Below are 13020 nucleotides of genomic sequence, written 5' to 3'. Positions count from 1 at the left end.
TGGCGATGACGAACGGTGGCAGTAAGACAGTTGCTCCCACAGGGTCCTGTGGCGTTCACATATTAAGTGACCTGTCACAAGACCTGTGGGAGCGGGCTTGCCCGCGAAGAGGCCCGAACGGAGGACACATCAGCTCAACTTGAACCCTCCCATCTGCCGCGCCAGATCATCCGCCAACCGCTGCAACATCTGACAATCCTCACGACACGCCCGCACCTCTCCGGCCGTGGCCCGGGCCAGATCGGAAATTCCCTGCACGTTGCGGTTGATCTCTTCAGTCACCGCCGACTGTTCTTCTGTCGCGGTTGCCACTTGATGGTTCATGTCGCTGATGCGCTCGACCTGCCCGGTAATCGCGGTCAGGGAGGCGCCGGTACGCTGGCTCGACTCAACCCCGGTGCCGGTCGCCGCCTGCCCGGTACGCATCGATGACACCGCATTCTCCGCGCCTTGCTTGAGGCTGCCGATCATCTGCTGGATCTCGTCGGTAGACGCCTGAGTCCGTCTCGCCAAGGTGCGTACTTCATCGGCCACCACGGCAAACCCACGGCCCATGTCGCCGGCCCGCGCGGCTTCGATGGCAGCGTTGAGCGCCAGCAGATTGGTCTGCTCGGACACCCCGCGAATCACTGCCAGCACCGAATCGATCGACGCCACCTGATGCGCCAGCTCACCCACCGCGCCCGCCGCCACGCCAATCTCATCGGACATGCTTTCGATATGACGAATCGAGCCGCCAACCACTTCCCGCGCCTGCAACGCTTCATCCCGGGCGGTTTGCGAGGCGAGTGCGGCGTTGCCGGCGTTCTGCGCGATTTCCTGCACGGTCAGGCCCATCTCGTGCACCGCGGTGGCGACCATGTCGGTCATTTCCTGCTGACGCCCGGAGCGTTCAGCGGTGTTTTCCACCACTTTCGCCACTTGGCCGACGGCTGTGCGCAGGCGCTCGCTGGTGGTCAGCACTTCGCCGATCAGCCCGCGCTGGCTGTCGAGGAAACGGTTGAAGCCTCGCGCCAGATCGCCCAGCTCATCGGCGCGACTGGAATCTAACCGATGGGTCAAATCTCCACCGCCGCTACCGATCGCTACCAGCGCGGCTGTTACCTGACGAATCGGTCGCACCAGCCCCTGGGCCAGCCACACCACCAGCGCCAAGCACACCAGCGCCACCGCCAAGCCGATACCGCCGCTCATCCACATCGCCTTGCGGGCTTCGGCGTAGATCTGCGCTTGCGGCACTTCGGCCACCAGCGTCCAGCCCAGATCGCGCAGCGGCAGGCTGAAGGCGAGGAAGTCTTCGCCATCGCGCTGGAACGAGCTGTTGGTGGCGACTTTTTGACCCATGACCGCTTGCGCCGCCGACGCACCGATTTGCTCCGTGAGGGTGCGCTTGCCGCTGAACTGCGCCTCGGGATGGACCTGGATCAAACCGTCGGAACGCACGAGATAGACCTTGCCGCGTTCGCCAAAGCTGAAGTTGTGGATCAGCTCCGACAGCTCTTTCATGCTCAAGCCCAGCCCGGCGACGCCGACCACTTTGCCGGCCTGCTCGACCTTCAAGTCGATGAACAGCGCCAATTCTCCAGTGGCGCCATCGTTGTCAATGTTCAGGGTGCGCGGCTGATTGCTGTCGAGAAAGGAATAGAACCAGGCATCGGCTGGTTTGGTCCGGCTGAGCGTGCGATCCAAGCCTTTTTCGGTGATGTAGTGATTGGAGTCGCTGCCGATGATCAACGCAGTGAAGGCTTTATGTTCGGCGCGGATGCCTTCCAGATACTGCGCGAAAGCCGCTGTTTTGCTGCTGTCTTCACCCGAGGCCAGCCAGTCGCGCACCATGCTGTTGCTGGCGATGTCTTTGGCGGCTGTCAGCGGCTGGACGAGGATGCGTTCGATGTCGTTGCGCGTCGCTTCGATGCTCGACGGCAGCGCTTGTTCGACCAGATAGCTCTGGGCGAGGCGGTTGACCACCAGGGTATAAATGCCAATCACGATCAGGATGCTGACCAGCAGGGCGGTGCCCATGCTGAGAATCAGCTGCCATTGAATACTGCGTCGCCACAACTGCATGGAGCACCCCCAAAGAATAAGTGGCCGAAACAATGCAACAGCCGTGCCGATTGTATACAACCTGATCGACAATCTATTCTTTGGTTGTGCGCAACCCCATCAGCCCTGATTGATGGTCTTGGCGATGGTGTCGACCGTGGCGCTGACTTGCTCTTGGTAACGGTCGAGTTCCTGCTGGTGCTGCTTCTTCATTTCGATCTGCTGCGAGCACAGGTTCATCGCTGCCAGCACCAGCAAGCGGTCACCGATCAGCGTCGGGTATTTGCGTTTGGTGTCGGCCAGAGCGGCCTTGAGCATCAGTGCGGCGTCCAGCAGGGTCTGTTCTTCCCCGGCCGGTGCCTTGATCGAATAGTCCTCCCCGAGAATGGAGATGACTTTTACCCCTGCGGTGCCGTGGTTCATGCGCTGACAGGACCTGCGTTGACGCGATCAACCAGGGCCTGGATGCGCGCTGCGGTGGCGCCGTGCTTCTCTTCCTGTTCCATCAGGCTCAGTTGCAGGCTTTCGTTTTCATCCTTGGCCTGGGCCAGTTCCGTGGACAGGGTCTGGTTGGTTTGCGCGAGGGTCTGGTTCTGTTGCACCAGGTCGCTGACGAGCTGTTCCAATTGGCTGAGGGATGCTTCCAACATTTTGATCTTCCAGGCGTTTTTCAAAGGGCGCGTACGATAAAGAAAAGTCACTGCGGATGCCAGGGCTATACCGGCGCAAGGCCTTGATTTTCCTGGCGGCCGACTGTTCTCGCGAGTTTAAAAGACTGTGATCTGCCGATCTGGTTCCTGCACTTCGTCGCTCAGCCCCCTATGCGACAAATACGCACAGTGCCTCAAGACTTTAGTCGTATGACCGATAAGTCATCCATACAGCAGTCTCAGCCCGCATGGATGCGGCCCTTTCTGGTATCCGCGCCATGTCCCTTCGCAATATGAATATCGCCCCCCCGGGCGTTCACCGGCTTCGCCCTGATCGGCGGCCTGATGCTGATTCTCGGCGTGTTCGCCCTGAACCAGATGAGCAAAATCCGCGGCGCTGCCGAGGACATCACCAACAGCAGCGTGCCGAGCATCAAGAACCTCGACGAGTTCACCCAACTGACCTTGCGCCTGCGGGTGCTGTCGTATCGCTTGCTGGTCAATCGCGAGCCGGACGTGCAGCAGAAGACCATGGAACTGCTGGACACCCGCAACCAGCAGATCCGCGCCGCCCAATCGGCCTATGAGCCGTTGATCAGCGGCCCGCAGGAACGCGCGGCCTACGATCAATATGTGCAGTTGCTGGGCCAGTACCGCCAGATCGAAGACCGGATGAAGAGCCTGTCGCGCAACAATCAGGTGGACGAGCTGCGCAACCTGCTCAACACCGAGTTGCTGAACAACTCCGAAGCGATGAACACCGTGCTCAACCGCCTGATGCAGATCAACGGCGAGCAGATCAGCCAGACCAATCAAGAGGCGGTCGACCAGTATTCCTCGGCGTTCAATCTGGTGGTCACCCTGCTGGTGGTGGCGACCGGCCTGACCTTGCTGTTCGCCTGGCTGCTGACCATCAGCATCACCAAGCCGATTTCCAAAGCACTGGACGCGGCAGAAACCATTGCCGAGGGCAATCTGACCCAGCCGATCCACGTCGACGGCACCGACGAAGCCGGACGTCTGCTGGCGGCCATGGCCAAGATGCAATCGAAGTTGCGCGACACCTTGCAGCGCATCTCCGGCTCGGCCACCCAGCTTGCATCTGCAGCGGAAGAACTGAACAGCGTCACCGACGAAAGCGCCCGTGGCCTGACCCAGCAGAACAACGAAATCGAACAGGCTGCCACCGCCGTCAACGAGATGACCAGCGCCGTGGAAGAAGTGGCGCGCAACGCAGTGAGCACTTCGGAAGCCTCGAAGAACGCCACCACTTCGGCGGGCGACGGCCGCGACCTGGTGCAGGAAACCGTCAGCGCTATCGAGCGCATGAGCGCCGACGTGCAGAGCACCGCGACCCTGATCGGCGATCTGGCGAATGAGTCCCGTGACATCGGCAAGGTGCTGGACGTGATTCGTGGTCTGGCGGATCAGACCAACCTGCTGGCCCTGAACGCGGCGATTGAAGCGGCACGTGCCGGTGAAGCCGGGCGTGGTTTCGCCGTAGTCGCCGATGAGGTGCGTGCCCTGGCGCATCGCACCCAACAGTCGACCAGCGAAATTGAACGCATGATCGGCAGCATCCAGAGCGGCACCGAACACGCCGTGGATTCGATGCGCAACAGCACCGAGCGTGCCGAATCGACGCTGAACATTGCGCGGGGCGCCGGGATGTCGCTGGACACCATCAACAGCGCGATCGTCGAGATCAACGAGCGCAATCTGGTGATCGCCAGCGCCGCTGAAGAGCAGGCACAAGTGGCCCGCGAAGTGGATCGCAACCTGGTGAACATCCGCGACCTCTCGGTGCAATCGGCCACCGGCGCGAATCAGACCAGTGCGGCGAGTAACGAGCTGTCACGGTTGGCGCTGGATCTGAACAATATGGTCGGGCGGTTCAGCCTGTAAATTTTCAGATCAAGGTCAAAAGCCCCTCACCCCAGCCCTCTCCCAGAGGGAGAGGGGGAAAGGGAGCACATTGGGGGCTTTGCAGATTTTGAGTTCGGCTCGATATAGCAGGTCGGTGTAACTTGAACAAACCCCGCGGTCGGTCCCCTCTCCCTCCGGGAGAGGGCTAGGGTGAGGGTAGCGATCCCCAGCCGAACCCATACCTTAAATCCCATAGCGTAAAAAGCTTTTTGACAGCATCACATTTCAACAGGTTAGAATCGCTGGCACGCAGACTGCATGGTCAGTTTGTGCCCGTCTTTACGCTTCTGGAGTACTGCCTTTGAATGCGACGACCATCAACAGCCTGTTCTTGATCGGCGCGTTGCTGGTAGGTGCGAGCATTCTTGTCAGCTCACTGTCCTCCCGTCTCGGCATTCCCATTCTGGTGATCATCCTCGCAGTCGGCATGACCGCCGGGGTCGATGGCGGCGGGATCATTTTCGATAACTACCCGACGGCTTATCTGGTCGGCAACCTCGCACTGGCGGTGATCCTCCTCGACGGTGGCTTGCGCACCCGGGTTTCGAGTTTCCGCGTGGCCCTGTGGCCGGCGCTGTCACTGGCGACGGTCGGGGTGTTGATCACCACCGGACTGACCGGCATGGCCGCCGCGTGGCTGTTCGACCTGAACCTGATTCAGGGCCTGCTGATCGGTGCCATCGTCGGTTCGACTGACGCCGCTGCGGTGTTCTCGCTGCTCGGCGGCAAGGGCCTCAACGAACGGGTGACCGCCAGCCTGGAAATCGAATCCGGCAGCAACGACCCGATGGCGGTGTTCCTCACGGTGACCCTGATCGACATGCTCGCCAGCGGCCAGACCGGCCTGCACTGGAGCCTGTTGACCCACCTGATCCGCGAATTCGGCATCGGCGGCGTGATCGGCCTGGGCGGTGGCTGGCTGATGCTGCAACTGGTCAACCGGATCAACCTCGCCACCGGCCTGTACCCGATTCTGGTGATCGCCGGCGGTCTGGTGGTGTTCGCCCTGACCAACGCCCTGCACGGCAGCGGCTTCCTCGCGGTGTACCTGTGCGGTCTGGTGATCGGCAACCGCCCGGTGCGCAGCCGTCACGGCATTCTGCACATGCTCGACGGCATGGCCTGGCTGGCGCAGATCGGCATGTTCCTGGTGCTGGGGCTGCTGGTCACTCCGCATGATTTGCTGCCGATCGCCCTGCCCGCCCTCGGTCTGGCGCTGTGGATGATTCTGTTCGCCCGCCCGCTGTCGGTGATCGTCGGCCTGCTGCCGTTCAAGGCGTTCCATGGTCGCGAGAAAGCGTTTATTTCCTGGGTCGGTCTGCGCGGCGCGGTACCGATCATTCTCGCAGTGTTCCCGTTGATGGCCGGGCTGCCGAATGCGCAGCTGTACTTCAACCTCGCGTTCTTCATCGTGCTGGTGTCGCTGCTGGTGCAGGGCACAAGCTTGCCGTGGGTCGCCAGACTGCTCAAGGTGACAGTGCCGCCGGAGCCGGCGCCGATCTCGCGATCGGCGCTGGAAGTGCACATCACCAGCGAGTGGGAACTGTTCGTTTACAAGCTCGGCGCCGAGAAATGGTGCATTGGTTCACCGCTGCGCGAGCTGAAAATGCCCGAAGGGACACGTATCGCCGCGCTGTTTCGTGGCCAGCAACTGCTCCATCCGTCGGGTAGTACGGTGCTGGAAGTCGATGATTTGCTGTGTGTTATCGGTCATGAACACAACCTTCCAGCCCTCGGCAAACTGTTCAGCCAGGCACCGCAACGCGGTCTGGATCTGCGTTTCTTCGGTGACTTCGTCCTCGAAGGAGACGCCCAGCTTAAAGCGGTTGCGGCGCTTTACGGGTTGCCGGCCGAGGGCATTGATCCGGACATGACCCTGGGCGCGTTCATTGCCCAGAAGGTTGGCGGTGCGCCGATCGTTGGCGACCAGGTGGAGTGGAACAACACCCACTGGACGGTCGCGGTCATGGACGGGAACAAGATCGGCAAAGTGGGCGTCAGATTCCCCGAAGGAAGTCGCCCGGGTCCCGGTCTCTTCCTCTAAACTGCGTCCACTCTCACTTGCTTGACCGGTCTCTATGCCTACCCTGCGCTCTTTCTTTTTCGCGGCCCTGCTGGGCCTGAGTCTTTCCGTCGGCCCGCTGTATGCCGCTGAACCGCCGTCCAGCGAAGCCGTGCAGGCCAGCCTGGACAAACTGGCCGACAGCAAACTGCCGGATGCCGACAAAAAGACCCTGCAAACGGTCCTGCAAACCACGCTCAACCAGCTCAACAGCCGGCGTGATTACGAGCAGAAGCTGATCGACCTCAAGCAGCAACTGGCTTCCGCCCCGCGGCAGACCATCGAGAACACCCGTGAACTCACGCGCCTCAAGGCCACGGCAGTGGTGCCGGTGGCGCAGCGTTTCAGCAAAGAGTCGATCCAGCAGCTGGAGCAGATCCTCACCGATCGCTCGACCCAGCAAAGTGACCTGCAAAAAGCCCTGGCCGATGCCAACAGCCTGATCATCACCGCCCAGACCCGCCCAGAGCGTGCGCAGGCAGAAATCTCTGCCAGCCAGACGCGCATCCAGCAGATCAACAACATCCTCAAGTCCGGCAAGGACAGCGGCAAGACCGTCAGTGCCGAACAACGCGATCAATTGAACGCCGAGCTCGCCGCGTTGAACGCACTGATCCCGCTGCGCCGCCAGGAACTGGCCGGCAACAGCCAGTTGCAGGATCTGGGCAACAGTCAGCACGACCTGCTCACGGAGAAGTCCGACCGACTCGATCGCGAGATCCAGGAACTGCAGACGCTGATCAACCAGAAGCGTCTGGCACAGTCGCAGGAAACCGTCACCCAGCAATCGATCGAGGCACAGAAGGCCGGCGGCAGCAGCCTGCTCGCCACTGAAAGCGCCGCCAACCTCAAACTTTCCGATTACCTGCTCAAAAGCACCGACCGCCTCAACGAAGTCACCCAACAGAACCTGCAGACCAAACAGCAACTCGACAGCCTGACCCAGAGCGACTCCGCCCTCGACGAGCAGATCAACGTGCTCAAGGGCAGTCTGCTGCTGTCGAAGATTCTCTATAAGCAGAAACAGGCGCTGCCGCGACTCAAGGTCGACCGCGATCTGGCGGATCAGATCGCCGACATTCGCCTGTATCAGTTCGAAGTCAGTCAGCAACGCGAACTGCTGAGCAACCCGGCGACCTACGTCGACAACCTGCTTTCCACCCAGCCACCGGAACAAGTCACCCCGCAACTGCGCAAGAGCCTGATGGAACTGGCCAACACCCGCGCAGATCTGCTGGAACGTCTGAACCGCGAGCTGAGCGCGGTGCTCAACGAATCGATCACCCTGCAGCTCAACCAGAAACAACTGCTGAGCACCGCGCAGAGCCTGCGTGCGACCCTCGACGAGCAGATGTTCTGGATCCCCAGCAACAAGCCACTGGACACGGAATGGCTACGCGGTGTGCCGGAGCGGCTCAAGCGGCAGATCGACACCCTGCCGCTGGCCTCGAGCCTGAGCGAGCTGACCGACGGTCTGACCCAGCGTCCGCTGCTGTTTCTGCCGCTGGCCCTGCTGATCGGCGCTCTGCTGTGGCGGCGCAAGGCGCTGTATGCACGGCTGAACAAGGTTCACCAGGACATCGGTCACTTCAAGCGTGACAGCCAGTGGCATACCCCGCAGGCGATCCTGATCAACATTCTGCTGGCGATGCCGGTGGCCCTTGGCCTGGCGCTGTGCGGGCTGGCCCTGCAGATCGACGCCCGCGGGCAGAACGCCAACATGGGCGCGGCGCTGCTGCAAATGGGTCAGGCGTGGCTGGTGTTCTACACCGCTTACCGGATTCTCTCGCCAGGCGGTGTGGCCGAGTTGCATTTCCGCTGGGACAAACCGCAGGTCGAATTCCTTCAGGGCTGGATCCGTCGCCTCGGGCTGGTGGTGATGGCGCTGGTGACCGTGGTGGCGGTGGCCGAATTGCAACCGGCAGCGCTGGCCGACGACGTCATCGGCATGCCGGTGGTGCTGACCTGCTACGCGCTGATGGCGTGGCTGCTCAGCCGCCTGTTGATCAGCAGCCCGGCCCACGAAAACACCTCGCTGTTCCGCAAGGCCGTAGGCGTGATGTTCACTCTGTTGCCAATCGCCCTGTTCGTCGCGGTGTGCTTCGGCTACTACTACACCGCGCTGAAACTCAGCGACCGATTGATCAACACCCTGTACCTGCTGATGTTCTGGCTGGTGATCGAAGCCACGTTCGTGCGCGGTCTGGCGGTCGCTGCACGCCGCCTGGCCTATCAGCGCGCCCTGGCCAAACGTCAGGCGGCCAAGGAGGCCGGCGACGGCGAAGCGGTGATCGAAGAGCCGACCCTGGACATCGAGAAGGTCAACGAACAGTCCCTGCGCCTGATCCGTCTGGCGCTGCTCGGTGGCTTCATCGCCGCGCTGTACTGGGTCTGGGCTGACCTGATCTCGGTGTTCTCGTACCTCGACAACATCACCCTCTATGAATACACCAGCGGCACCGGCGCCAACATGAGCATGGTGCCAATCAGCATCGGCGACATGCTCGGCGCGCTGATCATCATCGGCATCACCTTCGCCCTGGCGCGCAACCTGCCGGGTCTGCTGGAAGTGTTCGTGCTGTCGAAACTCAATCTGGCGCAGGGCAGCGCCTATGCGACCACGACGCTGCTGTCCTACGTGATCGCCGGCGTCGGTTTCGTTTCCACGCTGTCGACCCTAGGCGTCAGCTGGGACAAGTTGCAGTGGCTGGTGGCGGCGCTGTCGGTCGGTCTCGGTTTCGGTATGCAGGAGATCTTCGCCAACTTCATCTCCGGCATCATGATCCTGTTCGAACGCCCGGTGCGGATCGGTGACACCATCACCATCGGCAACCTGTCGGGCACGGTCAGCAAGATCCGCATCCGCGCCACCACCATCACCGATTTCGACCGCAAGGACATCATTGTCCCGAACAAGACGTTCATTACCGGGCAACTGATCAACTGGTCGCTGACCGACACCATTACCCGCGTCACGCTGAAACTCGGTGTGGATTACGGCTCCGACCTGGATCTGGTCAAGGAACTGCTGCTCAAGGCCGCCCGGGAAAACCCGCGCGTCCTCAAGGAACCCGAGCCGCATGTGTACTTCCTCAACTTCGGCGAAAGCACCCTCGATCACGAACTGCGCATGCACGTGCGTGACCTCGGTGACCGCAACCCGGTGATCGATGAAGTGAACCGCTTCATCAACCGCGAATTCAAGAAGCAGCACATCAACATCTCGTTCCGCCAGATGGAGGTGTACCTGAAAAACCTTCATGGTCAGGAATACAAGCTGGTTCCCATCGAAGACGAGAACAAAACCATCGTCCCGATGGGCGCGGAGCAAAAGCCGCTGCAAGAGCCGCCGCCGGCCAAACTCGACTAACCGGTCTGATCCCAGCAGAATGCTCGGACATTCTGCTGGAGCCGGCCCTTGAAAGCCCTCGACGAACTGACCTTCGACAATCGCTTCGCCCGCCTCGGCGACGCGTTCTCCGCCCATGTGCTGCCCGAGCCGATCGACAACCCGCGCCTGGTCGTCGCCAGCCCGGCGGCCCTGGCCTTGCTCGATCTCGACCCGACGACGGCTGACACTCAGGAATTTGCCGAGCTGTTCGGCGGCCACAAGTTGTGGGCCGATGCCGAGCCGCGGGCGATGGTCTATTCCGGGCACCAGTTTGGCGGCTACACGCCACAACTGGGCGATGGTCGCGGGTTGTTGCTCGGCGAGGTGTATAACCAGGCCGGCGAACATTGGGATCTGCATCTGAAGGGCGCCGGGCAGACGCCGTTTTCGCGCATGGGCGATGGCCGCGCGGTATTGCGCTCATCGATCCGTGAATTTCTCGCTTCCGAAGCGCTGCACGCGCTGAACATTCCGTCTTCACGTGCAGCCAGCGTGATTGGCTCCGACACCCCGGTGTGGCGCGAAAAGCAGGAACGCGCGGCGATGGTGTTGCGTCTGGCGCCAAGCCATATCCGCTTCGGCCACTTCGAATATTTCTATTACACCAAGCGTCCCGAGCAGCAGAAGCAGCTCGGCGAGCATGTATTGGCGATGCACTATCCCGAATGCCTGGAGCAACCGGAACCGTATCTGGCAATGTTCCGCGAGATCGTCGAGCGCAATGCCGAACTGATCGCCAAGTGGCAGGCCTACGGCTTCTGTCACGGGGTGATGAACACCGACAACATGTCGATCCTCGGCATCACCTTCGACTTCGGCCCGTTCGCCTTCCTCGACGATTTCGATGCCCACTTCATCTGCAACCATTCCGATGATCAGGGTCGCTACTCGTTCAGCAATCAAGTGCCGATCGGCCAGTGGAACCTCAGCGCCTTGGCCCAGGCGCTGACGCCGTTCATCAGCGTCGAAGCCCTGCGCGAAACCCTCGGCCTGTACCTGCCGCTGTTCCAGGCGCACTACCTCGACCTGATGCGCCGTCGCCTCGGCTTCACCAGCGCCGAAGATGACGACCAGAAATTGCTTGAAGACCTGCTGCAGCTGATGCAGAACAGCGGCGTCGACTACACCTTGTTTTTCCGCCGCCTCGGCGAAGATTCAGCAGAACAGGCTGTCGCCCAATTGCGCGATGACTTCGTCGACATCAAAGGCTTCGATGCCTGGGGCGAGCGCTACGTGGCACGGGTTGCCCGCGATGGTGACAGCGATCAGGCACAACGCCGTACGCGGATGCACGCGGTCAATCCGCTGTACATCCTGCGCAACTACCTGGCGCAAAAGGCCATCGATGCCGCCGAACAAGGCGACTACTCCGAGGTGCGCCGGCTGCATGCGGTGTTGAGCAAACCGTTCGACCAACAGCCGGGAATGGAAGGTTATGCCGAACGGCCGCCGGAGTGGGGCAAGCATCTGGAGATCAGTTGTTCGTCTTGAGGCAGCCTAGATGAATACGTCTACAGGCACCTTGAAGTAGTCGGCCAGCCAGCGAACTTGCCGCAAGTTCAACTTGCGCTTGCCGTTCAGAATTTCCGAAACAACGGATTGAGTACCCACACCCGGCAGGTCGCTCTGAGTCAGTCCATGTTCGCGCATCAGGTAGCCGAGGACCTCTTCGCCGCTCGCCTCGGCCATCGGATGGTGTGTGCGATCCCACTCCCCAATCCAGTCACTGATGATGTCCACCAGACTCGCGAGTGGGTGCGAGCCATCATCACCGGTTATCTCAAGGATCTCGCCGACGGCCTGAACCAAGGCGTCGTAATCCTCTTCATTTTTCGGTTTGCGCAGCAACGGAGAGACAAACTCCCAGTGCTCGGCAACTGTCTTGATCAAACTACTCATACCTTTCCCTCCTTCCATTTGCCCCGATCGTATTCGCGGTGGTCGAGCACATGTTTGATGTAGAGCCTTTGTGACCGATAACTGACAAAAGCGATTAGCCTCAATTTGTTGCCACCAATGTCGAAAACGTGGAGATCACCCACCTTGTCGGTGGCAGGAAATATCGACTTCATTGCCGCGAAGTCCGTTGGATTACTCCTGCTTGCCAGACGAAACCATTGCGCTAGCGCGCTTGCTGCCTGTGGCCACTGCTCCTTGGCCTCTCGAATGGGTTTTTCACTGAACATGCATGCAACATCCTTATCGCATTCTGCTATGGGGAGTTAATCACAAAATGAAATTATCGCAACTTGCGATACATCCAGGCAGACCAACGGTCTGCCTCGGTACGACTCAGCCTAGATCCAACATTGAAATCCGCATGATTGAAAATATGAGCAAACGTCTCCAACTAGGGTTTATCGCCCTTCACTGGACCTCGTTCATGACCACCCCATTGCTGATCCCCTGCCCCGCCTGCAACGGCCTCAACCGCATCCCCGCCGAACGCCTCGCCGACCAGCCAAAATGCGGGCGCTGCAAGTCCGAGGTGCTGCGGAGCAAGCCGTTCGAACTCAAGCAAGGCGATTACGCCAGCCAGATCAAGGGTGATCTGCCGTTGTTGGTGGATGTGTGGGCGGACTGGTGCGGGCCGTGCAAGTCGTTTGCGCCGGTATTCGAGCAGGCGGCGGCGCAGTTGGCAGGCAAGTGCCGGCTGGCCAAGCTCGACAGCGAAGCCAATCAGCAGTTGTCGGCGCAGTTGGGGATTCGTTCGATTCCGAGTTTGATTCTGTTCAAGAACGGCCGGGAAGTGGCGCGTCAGAGCGGGGCGTTTCCATTGCCGCAGTTGCTGGCGTGGCTGCGTAGCCAGGGCATCTGACCCTCCACAGGACCCCATGTGGGAGCGAGCCTGCTCGCGAAGGCGCCCGTTCAGTCAACCGAGATGTTGAACGTGCTGGCCGCTTCGCGAGCAGGCTCGCTTGTATGTTTAGACTTGAAGGGGTGGG

Annotated in this window: 10 protein-coding genes and 1 pseudogene; 6 read left to right on the top strand and 5 right to left on the bottom strand. The window is 60.8% G+C overall.

Annotated elements, in window-relative coordinates; genetic code table 11:
* Positions 1-129: 129 nt before the first annotated feature.
* The 3 genes from B1722_RS28390 to B1722_RS28380 form a co-directional block, all read right to left on the bottom strand.
* Positions 130-2067, bottom strand: coding sequence for a methyl-accepting chemotaxis protein (locus B1722_RS28390; RefSeq protein ID WP_041065888.1), 1938 nt, complete (start codon positions 2065-2067; stop codon positions 130-132).
* A 99-nt stretch (positions 2068-2166) separates the two neighbouring features.
* Positions 2167-2469, bottom strand: coding sequence for a cell division protein ZapA (locus tag B1722_RS28385; protein ID WP_007967308.1), 303 nt, complete (start codon positions 2467-2469; stop codon positions 2167-2169).
* Complete coding sequence (locus B1722_RS28380) at positions 2466-2696, bottom strand: hypothetical protein (protein WP_007967306.1); 231 nt, start codon at positions 2694-2696, stop codon at positions 2466-2468. Before B1722_RS28380 ends, B1722_RS28385 begins: the two co-directional genes overlap by 4 nt.
* 345 nt (positions 2697-3041) lie before the next feature.
* On the opposite strand from B1722_RS28380, the pseudogene B1722_RS30235 reads away from it, so the two are divergent.
* From B1722_RS30235 to selO, 5 genes and pseudogenes are all read left to right on the top strand, one after another.
* Positions 3042-3698: pseudogene (locus B1722_RS30235) on the top strand (MCP four helix bundle domain-containing protein); the annotation flags it as partial.
* 30 nt (positions 3699-3728) lie between these two features.
* Positions 3729-4601 carry a methyl-accepting chemotaxis protein gene (locus tag B1722_RS30230; protein WP_371851408.1) on the top strand — a complete coding sequence of 291 codons (873 nt, stop codon included), beginning with the start codon at positions 3729-3731 and terminating at the stop codon, positions 4599-4601.
* Between the two features lie 322 nt (positions 4602-4923).
* The gene (locus B1722_RS28370; protein ID WP_041074130.1) at positions 4924-6666 is read left to right on the top strand and encodes a potassium/proton antiporter; all 1743 of its coding nucleotides are present in this window, start codon (positions 4924-4926) and stop codon (positions 6664-6666) included.
* Between the two features lie 34 nt (positions 6667-6700).
* Positions 6701-10054 (top strand): mechanosensitive channel MscK, encoded by a 3354-nt coding sequence (mscK, locus tag B1722_RS28365; RefSeq protein WP_086795020.1) that lies wholly within the window; start codon positions 6701-6703, stop codon positions 10052-10054.
* Between the two features lie 48 nt (positions 10055-10102).
* Positions 10103-11566, top strand: a complete 1464-nt coding sequence (selO, locus tag B1722_RS28360; protein ID WP_086795019.1) for a protein adenylyltransferase SelO — start codon at positions 10103-10105, stop codon at positions 11564-11566.
* A 6-nt stretch (positions 11567-11572) separates the two neighbouring features.
* Here the strand turns inward: selO and B1722_RS28355 are convergent, their stop codons facing one another.
* Both B1722_RS28355 and B1722_RS28350 read right to left on the bottom strand, forming a co-directional pair.
* On the bottom strand, positions 11573-11974 hold the full coding sequence (locus B1722_RS28355) for a type II toxin-antitoxin system HigA family antitoxin (protein WP_041074124.1): 402 nt from the start codon (positions 11972-11974) through the stop codon (positions 11573-11575).
* Positions 11971-12261, bottom strand: coding sequence for a type II toxin-antitoxin system HigB family toxin (locus tag B1722_RS28350; RefSeq protein WP_086795018.1), 291 nt, complete (start codon positions 12259-12261; stop codon positions 11971-11973). The genes B1722_RS28355 and B1722_RS28350 overlap by 4 nt, the downstream gene beginning before the upstream one ends.
* Before the next feature lie 197 nt (positions 12262-12458).
* Here B1722_RS28350 and trxC point away from each other — a divergent pair, with 197 nt between their 5' ends.
* Positions 12459-12893 (top strand): thioredoxin TrxC, encoded by a 435-nt coding sequence (gene trxC / locus B1722_RS28345; RefSeq protein WP_041074120.1) that lies wholly within the window; start codon positions 12459-12461, stop codon positions 12891-12893.
* Positions 12894-13020 lie beyond the last annotated feature (127 nt).

Source organism: Pseudomonas sp. SCPG-7 (assembly GCF_002156405.1).
GTDB lineage: Bacteria > Pseudomonadota > Gammaproteobacteria > Pseudomonadales > Pseudomonadaceae > Aquipseudomonas > Aquipseudomonas parakoreensis.
This window is presented reverse-complemented; position numbering and strand designations above follow the sequence as displayed.